The organism is Ruegeria sp. CDSB113 (assembly GCF_059611045.1).
The window spans coordinates 50572-67357 of record NZ_JBXWOU010000003.1 but is presented as its reverse complement, the minus strand read 5'-3'; the positions used below and the strand labels follow the sequence as shown (position 1 = coordinate 67357).

Genomic DNA, 16786 nt, shown 5'->3' with positions numbered 1-16786 from the left:
TTGTTTTTCCCTACGTCGCAACGACACTGCGACGATTTCCAACTGGACAACACATAGGGATTTCAACATGTTGCCCTCAGGTAGGGTCCTATGGAGGCAAGCCACGTGTTTTTGTATTCCGCTGCGCAAGTTGATGAATTTATTAATAAATCGCAGCTAGATGGCGTGTGCGTTGCGCTGGCGATTGATGCTGCGCGCGAGGAACTCAAACGCCTCGGCGACACATTGCATCCAACGCTGGTCAACACCTCGGCCACGAATCTGGCAACCCCGGGACAGGGGCAAATCGAGGCCCAGGCCATGCGCATGTCGCCTGAAGATTCGCTGCTGACCTCATACCGTGTCTCGATCGTTCAGGCCGGGCACAATCCCGGTGAAGCCGCCACGCTGATGGAAGTGACCTGCACGTTCTCAGTCGAAGCGCAACTGGCGGAAACGCCAAAATCCACTCAGGCAGAAAAGCCGCCCCGCGCCCTGTCCGACACCGCCGAGGAACGGCGGCGACAGATCTTTGAAGGCGCGTGCAAGGTGATTGCCAAGCATGGGTTCGGCAATGCTTCGATGCGCGAGATTGCCAAAACATCCGGGCTGTCGGTTCCGCTGATGTACAAATACATCAAGGACAAGGATGATATACTGCACCTGATCACCACGATGTGCATGCAGGACATCATCGACTTTTTCGATACCGGAGAGCTGTTCACCGGCCCCGCCGATCAAAACCTTGAAAAAGCGGTTGACCGGTACATCGACTACATTGGTGAAAACCGCCGCTACATCAATCTGGTCTATTCGGAAACACGGTCCATGTCTGCCGAGAACCGCGCGCGTGTATTTGATATGGAGCGTGAATTCATGGGCCGCTGGAAAGGCATTCTCGACAAAGGGGTCGAGCAGAAAGTGTTCCGCCCCATGAACACAGAGCTGATGGCCAATTATCTGTATTTCCTTTGTAATGTCTGGTCTCTCCGGCATTGGAGCATCGGGAAGTTCCCGGAAAGCGAGATCCGGACCAGCCTGAAGGCGCTTATCATGGATGGCGTTTTGGTCAGGGCTGCTCTCTCCAAGAAATCCTGAGCGAACCATCAACCGCTCAGGATTGTTGATGCACAAACGCTTAGGCAATCAAGTCGCACATCTCTGTCGCTTCCGGGCGATTTGGTCGCAAACCAACTTGCGACACGTCTTGGGCGTGTCAAACTGCGTATATGACAACGCTCTCTAGTCCAAACCCTCTGGATCGCCGCGCAACCGGTTGTGACCTCGTCGTGAGTGGATGATGGCTGGCGCTCTGCGCCCATTGCCATCTGCCCAGACAACGGACAATTCGGACACCCTCATGACATCTCAGACCTTACGCCTGGCCATTGATATCGGCGGCACCTTTACCGATACGGTACTCGTCTCAGACGATGAGACCATATTGGCTTCGACCAAGACGCTCACGACGCACCAAAATCCTGCAGATGGCGCGATGGAAGGCGCAAAACGTGTCATGTCGGAATCGAGCCGGTCGTTGAATGAAGTGACAGGTTTCATCCACGGAACGACGCTGGCGACCAATGCATTGATCGAACGTCAAGGCGCTGTTGTGGCAACTGTGACGACCGAAGGGTTTCGCGACATTCTGGAAATCGCGTATGAGCGGCGATACGCGCAATATGACATCAACCTGGAAAAGCCGGACCTTCTGGTACCACGCGAACGGGCGCTGACCATTCGCGAAAGAATGGCTGCCGATGGGAATGTGCTGATCCCGCTGGACGCCAGTTCGATTGACGCGCTGTTGGCCGAACTGGATGCCACCGGTGCGGAAGCGGTCGCTATCTGTTTGATGCATGCCTATGCCAACCCGTCGCACGAACGCAGGCTGCGCGACATACTGGCCAAACGGCGCCCAGGCCTGACTATTTCAATTTCCTCTGATGTCAGCCCCGAGGCGCGCGAGTTCGACCGGCTTTGTACCACGGTCGCCAATGCCTACATCCAGCCCCTGATGGAAAGCTATTTGGCGCGCTTTGCCTCACGATTTCAGACAGAAGGCGTGACCTGCCCAATCCTGATGATGACGGCAGGTGGCGGCATGTGCACCGTTCAAACCGCCTCACGCTTTCCGATCCGGCTGGTCGAAAGCGGCCCGGCGGGCGGAGCAATTTTGGCCGCACGGATCGCAGCGCGGGCTGGGATTGACGAGGTTCTATCTTTCGACATGGGCGGGACGACTGCGAAGCTCTGCCTGATTGACAATGCAAAGCCTCAAACCTCGCGCCAATTCGAAATCGCGCGGGCCGCGCGGTTCATCAAGGGATCGGGCATGCCTGTACGTATCCCTGTGGTCGAAATGATCGAGATCGGCGCAGGCGGCGGCTCAATCGCCGGGGTTGACCGTCTGGGGCGGTTGACTGTGGGCCCAAAATCGGCCGGATCAGAACCCGGTCCGGCGGCCTTTGGGCGGGGCGGCACCGAGCCAACCGTGACTGACAGCGACATCACCCTGGGCTATATCGTGCCGGACACATTTGCCGAAGTGTTTATCAAGATCGACCCCGCAGCGTCCGAAGCCGCGCTGAGCCGGGTCATAGGCACGCGTTTGGACACTAACGCCACAGGGGCGGCCGACGGCGTCAGTCGCATCGTCGATGAAAGCATGGCCAGTGCGGGTCGGATGCATGCGGTGGAATCGGGCAAGGACCTTGGTTCGCGCACAATGATCGCTTTCGGCGGCAACGGCCCCCTGCACGCAAGTCGTGTGGCCCGATCCGCCGGGGTCCGTCGCATCGTGATCCCGCCCAATCCGGGCGTCGGATCCGCGGTCGGCTTTCTGTTTGCTCCGGTCAGTTTTGAGATCGTCAGATCAAGTTATTCTCTACTTGAATCCCTGGATCTGGAGCGGGTCAACGCTCTGTTTTCCGACATGATCAACGGGGCAAGCCGTGTGGTTGCCCAAGGCGCAGGTGATGCACCCACCGAAACGCAACGCACGGCCTTCATGCGCTACAACGGTCAGGGCCACGAGATCGAGATTACCCTGCCCGATCGCAATTTAACTTTCGAAGACATAGAGCCGCTGACTGATGCGTTCGAGGCGGAATACGGTAAACAATTCTCGCGTCCCGTGCCGGGAATGCAAATCGAGATCCTGAACTGGGCTGTCCGCGTCGCAACCCCAGATAGAGACGTTCCAGATTTGCCGGAAACACCGTCTCTGACAACGATCACACCAGCCCAGACCCGCCCCATCTCCTGCGATGTAGATGGTCAGATAAAGCAGGCTGGTTTTGTGTCACGCGACAGCCTGAACCCGGGCGACCGGGTTTGCGGCCCGGCGCTGATCACGGAACCGCAGACGACGACCTTGGTCTCTGCTGATTTTTCGGCGCATGTGGACGCCATTGGAAACCTCATCCTTATCCAAGATCAGAAAGGAGGTGTATGATGACTGCCGATCAGTCCCCAGCCCGCCTGCAAGTCATGTGGAACCGCCTGCTTGCGGTGGTTGAAGAACAAGGCCAAACCCTGATCCGCGCCGCATTCTCACCCATTGTGCGCGAATGCGGCGACATCTCTGCCGGGATTTTTGACGCCGGGGGGCGGATGCTGGCGCAGGCGGTCACCGGAACGCCGGGGCACATCAACACGATGGCCGAAGCCGTGATGCACCTCCGTGGCCATTTCCCGGTTCAGAACATGAAGCCCGGCGATATCTACATGACCAATGATCCTTGGCTGGCTTCGGGACACCTCAACGACTTTCTGCTGATGATGCCTGCCTTCAAAAACGGCAAAGTCGTCGGCTTTACTTCATGCACATCGCATCTTGTGGATCTGGGCGGCCTTGGCATGGGCCCGGAAGGGTCGGATATCTATGATGAAGGTCTGCTGATCCCACCCTGCACACTGGTCGAGCAAGGTGTCCCGAACGCCTTACTGCTGGACATTGTCCGCGCCAACAGCCGCGAGCCCATTGCGAATGAGGGCGACATATATGCACTGATCGCTTGCTGCGAAGCGGGCGTGAACCGTCTGCTCGATATGATGGATGAATTCGGAATCGACGATCTGGATCAACTGGGCGGCTACATCATTGACACCTCGCGCCGAGGCACGCTTGAAGCCATCGCTGAAGTGCCCGCAGGCACCTATAGAAACGTTCTGAGGATGGACGGTTATGAAAAAGAACTGGAACTGCACGCCACCCTAACGGTCAGCAAAACGGGCATGCATGTGGATTTCACGGGAACGTCGGGCTGTTCGGGCAAGGGTATCAATGTGCCGCTGAACTATGCGACCGCCTATACCGTCTTCGCCCTGCGCTGCATCGTCGGGTCTGACATCCCCAACAACGCCGGATCGCTAGAGCCGTTTACAGTGGACGGGCCAAAAGGCTGCATCCTCAATGCACAACGCCCCGCCCCGGTAGCAATGCGACACACGCTAGGACAGGTAACACCGGATCTGGTGCTTGGATGCCTGCATCAAGCACTGCCGGATCAGGTCCCCGCCGAGGGCGCATCCTGCATGTTCGATCTGCCGATGCGGCACGCACCCGAAGTGGCGCGTGATGGAGGTCGGGAATTTGCGGTCGAGCCTGTGCACAATGGCGGCACCGGCGCACGGCCACACGCGGATGGCTTGTCTGCCACAGCTTACCCTTCGGGCGTGTTTGGATCACAGGTCGAAATCACGGAAAGCGTGGCCCCGGTTACAATCTGGAAACGCGAACTACGCCAGGATTCAGGAGGTGCAGGCAAGTATCGCGGCGGTCTCGGCCAACGGATCGAGATGACCTCGGCCAATGGTGCACCCTTTCTCGTTTTCCTGTCGGTTGAGCGTCTCAAATTCCCCGCCCTGGGACGCATGGGTGGAAAACCCGGCGCGCCCGGGCGCATTCGTTTCTTAGGTGGCGAAAATGATATCCCGGGCAAGGGTGAGCTGCGCGTTGAAGCGGACGATTACCTGATCTTTGAAACCCCTGGGGGCGGTGGTTTTGGTGACCCGGCCGAGCGAGACCCGCAGGCAATCTCCCTAGACCTCACGCGCGGTCTGATCAGCGCAGAAGGCGCAGAATCCTATGGGAGCAAATCATGATCCGCCCGGTTCCCCACATAAGTGCAATGGCGGCCTATGCGCTGGCCGACCTTGGCGGTGAAAACACCATCTCGTTGGCCCAAAACGAAAGCGCCTTTCCCGCAAGTTCCGAAGCCATCAAGGCGGGGCGGGGCGCAATGGCCGATCTGCAATTGTATCCTGATCCGGAATGGTCGGGACTGCGCACAGCAATCGCAGATGTGCATGGGCTCGATCCGGCACGGGTGCTGTGCGGAGCGGGCTCGATGGAGCTGATCGGCTGTTTGATCCGCGCCTATGCCGGGCGCGGTGATCGGGTCCTCGGCACGGATTACGGATATGCGTTTGTCGCCTCAGCCGTCGCTCAGGTTCAGGCCGATTACGTCAAGGCGCGTGAAGTGGATCTGACCGTATCTGTCGACGATATCATCGCCGTGGTGACACCTGAAACGCGGATCGTCTTTGTCTGCAACCCTGGCAACCCGACCGGCACCCTGATTTCGAATTCTGAAATCATTCGTCTTCGCGGGGAACTGCCCGCCGATGTTCTACTGGTCGTCGATCAGGCTTATGCAGAATTTTCCGATCACATACATGATCCGGCCGACATCTTCGCGCTGACCCATCGAGGGGACACCGTGATCATGCGCACCTTTTCCAAGGCCTATGGCTTGGCGGGAGCGCGCGCAGGATGGGGGTACTTCCCGCCCGAGATTGCGGCTGAACTGCGCAAATTGCTTAATCCAAACAATATTTCTATCGCTTCACAGGCGGCGGCAGTTGCAGCGATCCGCGATCAGGCGCATATGCAAAATGTGGTTACCCGAACTACTGAAATCCGTGAACGATTTGCCGTGGAATGTCGTGCGTTGGGCCTGATCGTTCCTCAAAGCCACACAAACTTTGTGCTACTGCGCTTTGAATCAACGCAGGATGCACAACGGGCTGATGCGGCGCTTCGATCTGACAACCTTCTGATGCGCGGAATGGGGGGATACGGCTTACCTGACTGCCTGCGCGCTACTATCTGCGAGGCACCGGTCATGGATCGGTGCCTGACCGCCCTGAAGGGAGCACTGAAGTGACCGAAACACGAACCGCAGCCAAAATCGGTGTTCTGGTACCCTTCACCAACACCAACCTCGAACCGGATATGGAGTTGTTGAGACCGCCCAACACCACAGTCCATTTTCAACGCATGGGCGGGTATGACGTGGATGAAATCCCCGGCTCGGATCAGATGGCGGGGTTGGGCGCATCGGATATCAGCAACGACCTGCGGATGATCTCGGGCGTACGTCCCGATATGGTGCTGTATGGGTGCACTTCGGCGACGCTTACCCACGGACCGTCCTTTGATGCAGAGCTGGCCCAACAGATCAAGGCGGGTTCGGGCGCGATTTCGCTGACCGCTGCAGGGGCGTTGATCGCTGGGATCAAAGCAGTCGGCGCAACGAAGGTCGGCTTTTCATCGCCCTATTTGGGCGAGATCAATGCCCAGGCGATGGATTTCATGGCCCTCAACGGCATTGAAACCGTCAAATGTGCCGATGTCGGCCGCGAGCTTGGCAATTATGGGCAAGGTGAACTGACCCCGGGCGAGGTGTTCGATCTGGCGTGCACGGCCGATCACCCAGATGCGCAGGCAATTGCCCTAAGCTGCACAGACATGCGCTCGGTCGAGGCGATTGAACGGATTGAGGCCGCGCTGAACAAACCCGTCATTACCTCCAATCAAGCGATGGTCTTTGGACTGCTGAAAGCGCTGAACCTACCGCGTCACGAAACGTTACCTGGGCGTCTGTTCGACACTCTTTGATCAACAACAGAGGCAAGTGGCACTTCTACGCCCCTCTTACATAAGCTGCAGTATTTAGGCGACTGTCAGGAGTTGGTATGACGCTGCCAACCAAGCAGGCTGAGACAGGCAAACAAAATGGCGGCGACACAGACAATCGAGGGCCCGGCCGGCGTGTCGAAGACATAAGCTGCCCGCAACCCTGCCACAGCAGACGTCGCCCCAATCGCTGCAGCAATCAGGGCCATCGTTTCCGGTGACCGCGCCAGATTGCGCGCCGCAGCGGCTGGTATGATGAGCATCGCCGCTATCAACAGAACACCCACAACTTTGATGGCGACTGCCACCGTGATTGCCAGTGCAAGCGTCAATATCAGTTGTTCACGCTTGGGGTCGAACCCGCTGGCATAGGCCAGTTCCTCGTTCAACGTCGCCGTCAACAGCTGGGACCAACGCCAGGCAATCAAAATTACAACCAGTGCAGCACCACCCCAGATGACGGCCAGATCCGAACGGGATACGGCCAGAATGTCGCCAAACAGATAGGCCATCAAATCAATCCGGACACCGGAGAGGAATGAAACCGCCACAAGACCAAATGCCAGGGCGGAATGTGCCATGACACCCAGCAACGTATCCATTGCGTACCCACGACCTGCCAACAGCGTCACGGTCAGCGCCATCAACAAGGCGACGGCCAGCGCACCTGTAAAAACCGACATCTGAAACGTCAGCGACAAGGCCACGCCAAGAATGGCTGCGTGCGCTGTGGCATCGCCGAAATAGGCCATACGGCGCCACACCACAAAACACCCCAACGGCGCCGCAGCAAAGGCCACGCCTACACCGGCCAGCGTGGCTCGGGTCATGAAATCATCAAGCATTATTCTGCGGCTTCCTGAGAATCTGTTCCATGGTCATGATGATGATCGTGGTTGTGATCATGATCATGGCGATAAAGGGCAAGCGCACCACCTGTTCCGGTTCCGAACAGCGCGCGGTATTCGGGGGCCGAGGCCACAACCGCAGGTGAGCCTTCGCAACAAACATGGCCGTTCAGGCAGATCACCCGGTCCGAGGCGCTCATCACCACGTGGAGCTCGTGGCTTATCATGATGATAGCGCACCCTGTTTCCTGACGCACGTCTTCGATCTGGCGATAGAACGCAGCCGACCCGGGCTGGTCCAACCCTTGCGTGGCCTCATCCAGCAACAGGATTTCGGGCCGGTTGATCAAAGCCCGCGCAAGCAGCACGCGCTGGAATTGTCCGCCCGAAAGCTGTGACATCTGGCGCTTGAGCAGATCGGGTACACCGGCTGTTTCCAGCGCAGTCGCGCAATCCTTCTTTGACGCGCGATGGGTCAGCCGCATGAACCGTTCGACGGTGATCGGCAGAGTTGGGTCGATATGCAGCTTTTGCGGGACGTAGCCAATTCTCAGCCCCAGCTTTCGCTTTACCTGCCCGGCAGACGGTTTGATTGCACCGATTATGGCGCGCAGCAGGCTTGTCTTACCCGAACCGTTAGGGCCGACGATGGTCACAATTTCACCAGGTTCGACCCCCATGTTGATGTGCCGTAACACGGTATTGGCCCCATAGCTAACGCTGAGGTCTTCTACGGTAATCAGGTTCATTTCTACGCCTTTTCGGTGCAGTCGGGGCAAACGCCTTCGGCTTCTACAACGGTCCGCTCGATCTCGAAACCCACTGCCCGCGCGGCTGCGCCCAGCTCTCCCTTCGCGGGTGTTGAATGTGTTTCGGCCACAGCATCACATTTCCTGCAAATCATGAAGGCCGGGGAATGCGTTGCCCCTGGATGTGCGCAGGCGACAAATGCGTTCAACCGTTCGATTTTGTGGACAAACCCGTTCTCGACAAGAAAATCGAGGGCGCGGTAAGCCACTGGTGGCTGCGATCCGAAGCCTTCGTCGCGCAATCGATCAAGAATTGTATAGGCACCCAAGGCCCGATGTTCCTGCAGCAGCATCTCCAAAACCTTGCGCCGCACAGGCGTCAGCCGCAGACCTTCTTCTTTGCACCGGGTCTCGGCAACGGTCAGGCTACTTTCGACGCAGTGCGCGTGGTCGTGCTTTTGGAATCCGACAAGGGCGGAGTCTTCAGCAGGTGCAGGTCTCATCTCACTTGTCATGTTATTCCATATCATATATGCCACTCGCAACGTTATAAAATCACATAGAGGGTTTGATGTCCAGAAAGCTTCTTCCTGTTTCGATCACGGCTGCGTTGATGGGGGGCACAGCGATGGCCGATGTCCCAAATGTTGCAGTTGATATTGCACCGGTGCACTCATTGGTGGCGCGCGTGATGGAAGGTGTTGGCGCACCGAACCTGATCGTACAAGCCGGCGCGTCCCCGCATGAATACAACCTCCGCCCTTCCGAGGCGGCTGCCCTGCAGAATGCGAATTTGGTATTCTGGATGGGCGAGGACCTGACCCCATGGATGGAAGGCGCCGTCGAGAACTTGGCCAACGGAGCGACAGTCACCCCCCTGCTCGAAGCGGATGGCACCGTCCTACTGGATTTCCGCGAGGACGCGCTGTTTGAAGCGCATGATCATGGCGATGAAGATCACGCTGAAGAGGAGGGCCATGACGATCATGGGCACGAGGATCATGCCGACGACAAAGACCATGACGATCATGACCACGAAGAGCATGACGAGGGCGAAGACCACGATCACGATGATCATGCAGAACACGACGACCACCATGACCATGCGCATGGCAATCATGATCCGCATGCCTGGCTTTCGCCCAAAAACGCCGACACCTGGCTGAACGTTATTGCCGCGCAGCTTTCCACGGCGGACCCGGACAATGCCGGTGCATATTTCGCAAACGCGGCGGCTGCGCGCGAAGAGATGGCAACCCTCTCTGCTGAAGTGAGTGCAACTCTGGAACCTGTCCGCGGAAGCAACTTCATCGTCTTCCACGATGCCTATCAGTATTTCGAAAACGCCTTCGACATCCCCGCGTCGGGTGCAATTTCGCTCAGTGACGCGTCGGATCCAAGCCCGGCGCGGATTTCTGAGATTCAGGGGCGCATTCGCGAAGAAGGCATCAATTGTGTTCTGTCGGAACCGCAATTCAACCCCGGTATCGTCGCCACTGTCTTGGACGGAACCGAAGCGAATACCGGTGTGATAGATCCGCTAGGTTCTGATCTTGAACTCGGGGCTAAGCTATACCCGCAAATGATCCGGAACGTCGCAAAAACACTGGCGGAATGTCTGTGATCTGACCGGGCAGCCCGTTTTGGCATGGAAATCCAGAACGGGCTGACCTGAATGATCGCCGGGTGCAGAAAAACCGGAGCGGCGGGATCAACTCCGCACACTCGCCCGGCGACGTGAGGTAACTGCCTTGATTTGTTGACGCAGGCTATTTGCCCGCATACGAACTTGCCCACATGCAGGAAACTCACAGCCGACGCGGCACAAATTCCGCCGGGCATCCAAGGAATAACGCCATGAGCGAACATATCATCGTCAGCACTCAGGATCGCGTCACCACAGTCACGATTTCTCGCACAGACAAGAAAAACGCGATCACTTTTGCCATGTATACCGCGATAGCTGAAGCCATCGAAGAATACGGTCAAACCGATCAAGCCCGGGCGCTGGTCATCACTGGTGAAGGCGATATGTTCACGGCCGGGAATGACCTGCAGGACTTTATGACAGGCGGTCTTCCGGCGGGTGACGCTGAAAATCCGATTATTCGGTTCCTGAATGCGATCCGGGATTGTCAGAAACCCCTGATCGCCGCAGTCAACGGATCTGCAATTGGTGTTGGCCTGACCATGCTGCTGCACTGCGATTTGGTCTATTCCGCGAACAGCGCTACATTCAGCGCTCCATTTGTCCAACTGGGTCTGGTGCCCGAGGCCGGTTCTTCGATGTTGCTGCCTGCGTCCCTCGGTATGGCTGTCGCCAATGACGTCTTGCTGGCCGGGCGGGTTCTGACGGCATCCGATGCTCTGAACCACGGGTTGGTCGCGCGCGTTTTTGCCGACGGTGAGTTGATGAACGAAGTCCAGGAGATTGCAAAAGCCATTGCAGCCTCATCCCCTGTAGCGCTCAAACAGTCAAAGGCCCTGATCCGCAATCAGCGTGACGAAGTGGCCGGACACATGGCCGCGGAAATCAAGATTTTTGCCGCGCAGCTACAATCCCCAGATTTCGCCGAAAGCGTTGCGGCCAAACTGCAAAAACGCGCACCGAATTACAGCTGAACCGCGCTTGAGCTATTACGGCTTTCCACGCTTCGAAGGCAGCACCGGTTATTTCGGAAACGGAAGCTGAGGCACAAAACGCCGCTGACGCAAACCCAAGCTGAAACCAACCGTCCGTAATTGGCCTACATCGCCAACAACGGAAGGATATCAACTTAATTTCATTACCGGGCTGGTCAATTCCGCCCGGCAATGGAATCAGTGCGCATCAACAAATTTTGATTCGCCCTGGCACGCTTTAACAAGCCGAAAAAGGGCGTGCCCTGTGGCTGTTGGATGGCGTTTCACCCGATAGCCGCGTGAAGTCAGAGGAAAAGCATGGGCCTAACCTGCTATGACGTGATGGTACCGCCTGAGGTACAAAAGACCATTCTGCCGGATGAAAGCATCGCCACGGCTTTCAACATCATCAGGGGCAGCCGGGCACGGTTTCTGCCTGTCGTGGCCGAAGACGGGACTTATGTTGGCGTCTTTACCGCCCCGACGCTGCTGAAACTGATTCTGCCGAAGGCGGCGACAATCGGTCTGAATGATGATGCGTCGCGCGTCGCGATCGACTCGCTCAGCTTCATGAACCTGACGCGGGATGATTTCGAACAACAGATGGAGCGGCTGAAGACCGAAAAGGTTCGCGACAACATGTCGAGGCCCTCGAACATCCCCGTTGCTGCACCTGATACGCCGGTGATGGAAGGTATCTTCCTGATCTACAAATTCAAACGGCACGTGATCCTTGTTGAGCCCGAAACCAACCGTTTCGTTGGCACCGTAAGCGCCAACTCGCTTTTGGATCGCGCACTCAGCTAACCCTATACAAACCGGACTAAAACCTTGGCTACGCATTCGACGTCACACGGAGAGGCCGCTCTCTCTGTTCCACAACTATTGGGCATTGATCCACTTTGGATCGCGACCGGAATTCTGATTTTGGTGTATGCGGTCCTGATCACGGAAAAGGTCAACCGCGCCATTCTGACGATGCTGGGCGCGTCCCTGATGGTCCTGTTTGGCATCATCAATCAGGAACAGGCCGTGGCGGGTGTGGACGCCAACACTCTGGCACTGCTTATCGGCATGATGGTCATCGTGGGGATCACCAGCAAATGCGGATTGTTCCAATACGTGGCGATCAAGGCCGCAAAAGCGGTGAAAGCCAATCCAACCGGCATCCTGATCATGCTGACGCTGATTACAGCGGTGTTCTCGGCCCTGCTGGACAACGTGACGACCGTTTTGCTGATCGCCCCGATTACGCTGCTGATCACTGAAGCCCTGGAAACGCGTGTGTTCCCGTTCTTTGTCGCCGAGATCCTGGCCTCGAACGTGGGGGGAACAGCGACGCTGATCGGTGACCCGCCCAACATCATCATTGGCTCGGCCGCAGGGTTGAGCTTCAACGATTTCGTGGTGAACCTGGCGCCTATCTCGGCCATATGTCTGGTTGTCCTGACCGGCATTATTTACCTTATGAACCGCAAGGAACTGGCCCGCATTCCGAAATCGGCCAGCGATCGGATTATGGGGTTCAACGAATCCGAAGCGGTTACTGATGTTGTCTTGATGATCAAGTCTCTGGCCGTATTGGCTCTGGTTTTGCTGGGGTTCACGCTGGGGCACAGCTACGGCATTCAGCCCGGTACGTCAGCGTTGGCCGGTGCTGGCCTGTTGATGCTGCTGGCCTATGGCCGCCAAAGCGGTGAAGAACAATCCGAGTCGGTTCACCACATCTTTGGTGAAGTTGAATGGGTCACAATCTTTTTCTTCGGCGGGCTGTTCGTCATTGTTGCCGGTGTTGAACATGTTGGCCTCTTGGCGTTCTTCGGTGAAAAAGTGCTGGAGCTGACCCAAGGCGACATGATGTGGACCGCGTTCTTCATCTTCTGGGCCTCTGGCATTCTGTCGGCCATTCTGGACAACATCCCCTTTGTGGCAACGATGATCCCCCTGATCGAGTCCACCGCAGACACATTTGGCGGCGAAGACGCGATTGAACCCCTGTGGTGGTCGCTGGCGCTTGGGGCCTGTCTGGGCGGCAACGGCACACTGTTGGGGGCAAGTGCCAACCTTACAGTGGCCGCTTTTGCGGAAAAGGCCAAGCAGCCCATCGGCTTCATCGCCTTCGCCAAAATTGCATTCCCGATCATGATCCTGACCTTAATGATCGCGAACGTCTATATTTGGCTGCGTTACTTCTGACCCTATGACCCTTTGAGCCAAACGTATTACAGGTTCAAAGGGCGTCCGACCCCGGACAGGTTTACTTGCCCTCATACGACACGCACTGCGCTGAGGCACCGAATTTGGTTGTCTTTCTAGCCAATCCCCCCTAGTGACGGCCTCACCTCGGGGAGCACGGCCTGCCGCGCTGAGATGCTTATCAAGCGAACCCGTAGAACCTGAACCGGCTAGAACCGGCGGAGGGAAGGGTTTCGGTTTCATCCATCCTTGCCCTCTCGCCGCAATGGAGGATGACATGAAACATCTGCTAATTGCTGCGGGACTTCTGAGTGCAACTTCGGCTATCGCCGCCGACAAGCCTCAGCTTACCGTTTACACCTATGACAGCTTTGTATCCGACTGGGGCCCCGGCCCGCAGGTCAAAGAAGCTTTTGAAGCAGTTTGCGACTGCGAACTGAACCTTGTGGGCGTTGAAGATGGTGCCGCGCTTTTGTCGCGTGTACGGCTTGAGGGTGAAAACTCTGACGCCGACGTCGTGCTTGGTCTGGATACCAACCTGATTGCCGCGGCCCGGGAAACCGGCCTGTTTGCGCCCAATTCCGTTTCTGCCGACTTCGCACTGCCGATCGAATGGACCGATGACACGTTCACACCGTATGACTGGGGCTACTTCGCCTTCGTTCACAAAGCGGATGCGACCGCGCCTGCGAACTTCCGGGAGCTGGCGGACAGCGACACCAAAATCATCATCCAGGACCCTCGCTCGTCCACGCCCGGTCTGGGTCTGCTGATGTGGGTCAAAGCGGCGTATGGTGACGAAGCACCCGAAATCTGGGCAGGTCTATCCGACAACATCGTGACGGTCACCAAAGGTTGGTCCGAGGCATACGGCCTGTTCCTTGAGGGCGAGTCGGACATGGTTCTCAGCTACACGACATCTCCGGCCTATCACCTGATCGCCGAGGATGACGGCAGCAAGGCTGCGTCTGCTTTTGACGAAGGCAATTACCTGCAGGTTGAAGTCGCCGCAAAACTGGCCGCGACGGATCAGGCCGAACTGGCGGATCAGTTTTTGCAGTTCATGGTCTCGGACGCGTTCCAGCAGATCATTCCAACAACCAACTGGATGTATCCGGCTGTAACGCCGGCAGAAGGTTTGCCGAAAGGGTTTGACACCCTGACAGTGCCGGCAAAGTCGCTGCTGTTCTCTCCCGATGAAGCCGCCGCCGTGCGGGATCAGGCCCTGGCAGAATGGCAGAACGCGCTCAGCCAGTAAGCCCATGGCCCGGTATCGGTGCGGCAGCTCTGGTCGCCGCGCTGATCCTGGGCACTCTTGCGGCGGTTGCACTGCGTGCTGAAACCAGCGGCGGGTTCAGTCCCGCCGACTGGGCTGCGCTGCGGTTCACGCTGACCCAAGCCACGCTGTCCGCATTGTTCAGCGTGGTGTTGGCCGTGCCGGTTGCGCGGGCTTTGGCACGTCGGAGGTTCCCCGGCCGACGGGCTTTAATTGCGCTTTTGGGCGCGCCCTTCATCCTGCCGGTCATCGTTGCCATTTTGGGTCTGCTGCAAGTTTTTGGCCGGTCGGGGTGGATCTCGGATTTCCTTGGCATTTTCGGCCTGCCGCCCATACGCATCTACGGCTTGCATGGGGTCGTACTGGCGCATGTGTTTTTCAACCTGCCTCTGGCCACACGCCTTGTGTTGCAAGCCTGGCAGGAAATTCCGGCAGAACGGTTTCGCCTGGCCGCACAACTGGGATGCAAAGGCATGGCCATGTTTCGGCTGATCGAGATGCCCATGCTGAAACGGACCCTGCCCGGGGTTCTTGCAGTAATCTTCGCCATTTGCCTGACCAGCTTCGCCGTCGCCCTCACCTTGGGCGGAGGGCCAAGGGCCACAACGATCGAACTGGCAATCTATCAGGCCTTCACCTACGATTTTGACCTGGGCCGCGCCGCCCTGTTATCCGCCCTGCAACTCGCCCTGACAGCTGCGACCGCCCTGGTGGCGCTGAAGTTTTCGCGCGGGGACGGTTTTGGAACAGGCCTTGATCGCGCCTTGCGCCGCTGGGACGGGGGTGCGCCGATGATAGATGTATTCTGGATCGTCGCAGCGGCCGTCTTTTTGCTACTTCCTTTGGCATCGGTCGTAATTTCGGGAGCTGCCGGGTTGTTTGACATGCCCGCAATCGTTTTTCGGGCTGCGCTGATCTCGGTCCTTGTTGCCGCTGCAAGCACCGCAGTCCTGCTTTTGCTTGCTTTGCCTATGGCCACCGCCGTCGCGAGCGGCCGGTACGGGATTGTGGAACTCAGCGGCATTTTGGGTTTGGCGGCATCGCCACTGGTGATCGGTACAGGCCTGTTCATCCTGATCCGGCCTTTGGCAAACCCGACGACATTGGCTCTGCCTGTCACTGCTTTGGTGAATGCTGCGATGGCCCTGCCCTTTGCTTTACGCATTCTGGTCCCCGCGGCGCGCGACATAACCGCCAGGCACGGGCGTCTTGCGCTTTCGTTGGATATGACAAAATGGACGTTTTTCACGCGCGTATTGCTACCACGCATGCGACCGCAGATCGGGTTCGCCGCGGGCCTTGGGGCTGCCCTGTCGATGGGTGATCTGGGCGTGATCGCACTGTTCGCCGACCCGCAAATCGCCACCCTGCCCTTGCAAATCTACCGATTGATGGGCGCCTATCAGATGCAGGCGGCCGCCGGCGGGGCATTACTGCTGTTGCTGCTGTCCATGGGCGCATTCTGGCTATTGGACCGAGGAGGGCGCTGGCATGCTGAAGCTTGACGACTGTGTGATTGAAAACGGGAATTTCACCCTAAACGCCGATATTCAGATCGGGGTTGGCAACAGCATTGCCATTATTGGCCCGTCCGGTGCGGGCAAGTCCACATTGCTGGAGACCATCGCCGGATTTAGGGACCTGAAAAAGGGCCAGATTTTTTGGGGTGGGCAACAGATTTCCAACCTGCATCCCGGTAAGCGTCCTATGGCGATGCTGTTTCAGGACGGAAACCTGTTTCCGCATCTGACGGCTGAACAAAACATCGCCCTGGGCCTGCGCCCAAATGGTCGGCTGTCAAGGGACGAAGATGCACAGGTTCAGTCCGCTCTGGGCCGGGTTTCTTTGCATGGTATGGGCGCGCGCAAACCCTCGGAACTGTCCGGAGGACAGCAAAGCCGGGTTGCCCTGGCCCGCGTACTTGTGCAGCGGCGCGAACTGTTGCTATTGGACGAACCGTTTGCAGCCCTTGGGCCAGCCTTGAAAGCCGAAATGCTAGATTTGGTGGCCGATCTGGTGGCCGAAACCCAAACGACCCTATTGATGGTCAGCCACGATCCGCAGGATGCACGCCGTATTGCCGACCAAACCGTACTTGTTGCAGACGAAACGGTGCATGCCCCCGTTCAGACAGCGGAACTCTTCGACAACCCGCCGCCAAGCCTGCGTGCCTATCTTGGCTAACGGTGAT

The 16786-nt window shown here is 57.6% G+C and carries 15 protein-coding genes and 1 riboswitch; of the genes, 12 read left to right on the top strand and 3 right to left on the bottom strand.

The features are described 5' to 3' along the window. The first annotated feature begins 105 nt into the window (after positions 1 to 105). The 5 genes from AC2FIS_RS07160 to AC2FIS_RS07140 all read left to right on the top strand — a co-directional run bounded on the left by AC2FIS_RS07160 (position 106) and on the right by AC2FIS_RS07140 (position 6886). The gene (locus tag AC2FIS_RS07160; protein WP_496772585.1) at positions 106 to 1077 is read left to right on the top strand and encodes a TetR/AcrR family transcriptional regulator; all 972 of its coding nucleotides are present in this window, start codon (positions 106 to 108) and stop codon (positions 1075 to 1077) included. A gap of 262 nt (positions 1078 to 1339) precedes the next feature. Next, positions 1340 to 3436: a hydantoinase/oxoprolinase family protein gene (locus tag AC2FIS_RS07155; protein ID WP_496772584.1), complete on the top strand. Its 2097-nt coding sequence runs from the start codon at positions 1340 to 1342 to the stop codon at positions 3434 to 3436. Next, entirely contained in the window at positions 3436 to 5088 is a 1653-nt protein-coding gene (locus AC2FIS_RS07150; protein ID WP_496772583.1) for a hydantoinase B/oxoprolinase family protein, read from the top strand. The genes AC2FIS_RS07155 and AC2FIS_RS07150 overlap by 1 nt, the downstream gene beginning before the upstream one ends. Further along, positions 5085 to 6152, top strand: a complete 1068-nt coding sequence (locus tag AC2FIS_RS07145; protein ID WP_496772582.1) for a pyridoxal phosphate-dependent aminotransferase — start codon at positions 5085 to 5087, stop codon at positions 6150 to 6152. The genes AC2FIS_RS07150 and AC2FIS_RS07145 overlap by 4 nt, the downstream gene beginning before the upstream one ends. Beyond that, entirely contained in the window at positions 6149 to 6886 is a 738-nt protein-coding gene (locus AC2FIS_RS07140) for a maleate cis-trans isomerase family protein (protein ID WP_496772581.1), read from the top strand. Before AC2FIS_RS07145 ends, AC2FIS_RS07140 begins: the two co-directional genes overlap by 4 nt. 65 nt (positions 6887 to 6951) lie before the next feature. Here AC2FIS_RS07140 and AC2FIS_RS07135 read toward each other — a convergent pair whose 3' ends face one another. The 3 genes from AC2FIS_RS07135 to AC2FIS_RS07125 are packed head-to-tail and all read right to left on the bottom strand — an operon-like array spanning position 6952 to position 9016. Continuing rightward, entirely contained in the window at positions 6952 to 7749 is a 798-nt protein-coding gene (locus tag AC2FIS_RS07135; RefSeq protein WP_496772580.1) for an iron chelate uptake ABC transporter family permease subunit, read from the bottom strand. Next, complete coding sequence (locus AC2FIS_RS07130; protein ID WP_282169639.1) at positions 7749 to 8501, bottom strand: metal ABC transporter ATP-binding protein; 753 nt, start codon at positions 8499 to 8501, stop codon at positions 7749 to 7751. The genes AC2FIS_RS07135 and AC2FIS_RS07130 overlap by 1 nt, the downstream gene beginning before the upstream one ends. A 2-nt stretch (positions 8502 to 8503) precedes the next feature. Then, the gene (locus AC2FIS_RS07125) at positions 8504 to 9016 is read right to left on the bottom strand and encodes a Fur family transcriptional regulator (protein ID WP_108859557.1); all 513 of its coding nucleotides are present in this window, start codon (positions 9014 to 9016) and stop codon (positions 8504 to 8506) included. Between the two features lie 56 nt (positions 9017 to 9072). Here AC2FIS_RS07125 and AC2FIS_RS07120 point away from each other — a divergent pair, with 56 nt between their 5' ends. From AC2FIS_RS07120 to AC2FIS_RS07090, 7 genes are all read left to right on the top strand, one after another. Continuing rightward, on the top strand, positions 9073 to 10125 hold the full coding sequence (locus AC2FIS_RS07120; RefSeq protein ID WP_496772579.1) for a zinc ABC transporter substrate-binding protein: 1053 nt from the start codon (positions 9073 to 9075) through the stop codon (positions 10123 to 10125). 233 nt (positions 10126 to 10358) lie between these two features. Next, positions 10359 to 11123, top strand: coding sequence for an enoyl-CoA hydratase (locus AC2FIS_RS07115; protein ID WP_496772577.1), 765 nt, complete (start codon positions 10359 to 10361; stop codon positions 11121 to 11123). A 318-nt stretch (positions 11124 to 11441) separates the two neighbouring features. Then, positions 11442 to 11930 carry a CBS domain-containing protein gene (locus tag AC2FIS_RS07110; protein WP_058272048.1) on the top strand — a complete coding sequence of 163 codons (489 nt, stop codon included), beginning with the start codon at positions 11442 to 11444 and terminating at the stop codon, positions 11928 to 11930. 24 nt (positions 11931 to 11954) lie between these two features. Continuing rightward, positions 11955 to 13319 (top strand): ArsB/NhaD family transporter, encoded by a 1365-nt coding sequence (locus tag AC2FIS_RS07105; RefSeq protein ID WP_496772575.1) that lies wholly within the window; start codon positions 11955 to 11957, stop codon positions 13317 to 13319. A gap of 138 nt (positions 13320 to 13457) precedes the next feature. Continuing rightward, positions 13458 to 13563: riboswitch (TPP riboswitch) on the top strand. 33 nt (positions 13564 to 13596) lie between these two features. After that, positions 13597 to 14577 carry a thiamine ABC transporter substrate binding subunit gene (thiB, locus tag AC2FIS_RS07100; RefSeq protein ID WP_496772574.1) on the top strand — a complete coding sequence of 327 codons (981 nt, stop codon included), beginning with the start codon at positions 13597 to 13599 and terminating at the stop codon, positions 14575 to 14577. Then, complete coding sequence (locus AC2FIS_RS07095; protein ID WP_496772573.1) at positions 14553 to 16100, top strand: thiamine/thiamine pyrophosphate ABC transporter permease ThiP; 1548 nt, start codon at positions 14553 to 14555, stop codon at positions 16098 to 16100. The genes thiB and AC2FIS_RS07095 overlap by 25 nt, the downstream gene beginning before the upstream one ends. After that, positions 16087 to 16779 carry a thiamine ABC transporter ATP-binding protein gene (locus AC2FIS_RS07090; RefSeq protein WP_496772571.1) on the top strand — a complete coding sequence of 231 codons (693 nt, stop codon included), beginning with the start codon at positions 16087 to 16089 and terminating at the stop codon, positions 16777 to 16779. The genes AC2FIS_RS07095 and AC2FIS_RS07090 overlap by 14 nt, the downstream gene beginning before the upstream one ends. Positions 16780 to 16786: the final 7 nt, after the last annotated feature.

Bases quoted from the DNA above. Each gene is read 5' to 3' on its own strand.
- AC2FIS_RS07115 (WP_496772577.1), top strand. From the start codon at position 10,359: ATGAGCGAACATATCATCGTCAGCACTCAGGATCGCGTCACCACAGTC.
- AC2FIS_RS07120 (WP_496772579.1), top strand. From the start codon at position 9,073: ATGTCCAGAAAGCTTCTTCCTGTTTCGATCACGGCTGCGTTGATGGGG.
- AC2FIS_RS07095 (WP_496772573.1), top strand. From the start codon at position 14,553: ATGGCAGAACGCGCTCAGCCAGTAAGCCCATGGCCCGGTATCGGTGCG.
- AC2FIS_RS07155 (WP_496772584.1), top strand. From the start codon at position 1,340: ATGACATCTCAGACCTTACGCCTGGCCATTGATATCGGCGGCACCTTT.
- thiB (WP_496772574.1), top strand. From the start codon at position 13,597: ATGAAACATCTGCTAATTGCTGCGGGACTTCTGAGTGCAACTTCGGCT.
- AC2FIS_RS07090 (WP_496772571.1), top strand. From the start codon at position 16,087: ATGCTGAAGCTTGACGACTGTGTGATTGAAAACGGGAATTTCACCCTA.
- AC2FIS_RS07130 (WP_282169639.1), bottom strand. From the start codon at position 8,501: ATGAACCTGATTACCGTAGAAGACCTCAGCGTTAGCTATGGGGCCAAT.
- AC2FIS_RS07110 (WP_058272048.1), top strand. From the start codon at position 11,442: ATGGGCCTAACCTGCTATGACGTGATGGTACCGCCTGAGGTACAAAAG.
- AC2FIS_RS07135 (WP_496772580.1), bottom strand. From the start codon at position 7,749: ATGCTTGATGATTTCATGACCCGAGCCACGCTGGCCGGTGTAGGCGTG.
- AC2FIS_RS07145 (WP_496772582.1), top strand. From the start codon at position 5,085: ATGATCCGCCCGGTTCCCCACATAAGTGCAATGGCGGCCTATGCGCTG.
- AC2FIS_RS07150 (WP_496772583.1), top strand. From the start codon at position 3,436: ATGACTGCCGATCAGTCCCCAGCCCGCCTGCAAGTCATGTGGAACCGC.
- AC2FIS_RS07125 (WP_108859557.1), bottom strand. From the start codon at position 9,016: ATGACAAGTGAGATGAGACCTGCACCTGCTGAAGACTCCGCCCTTGTC.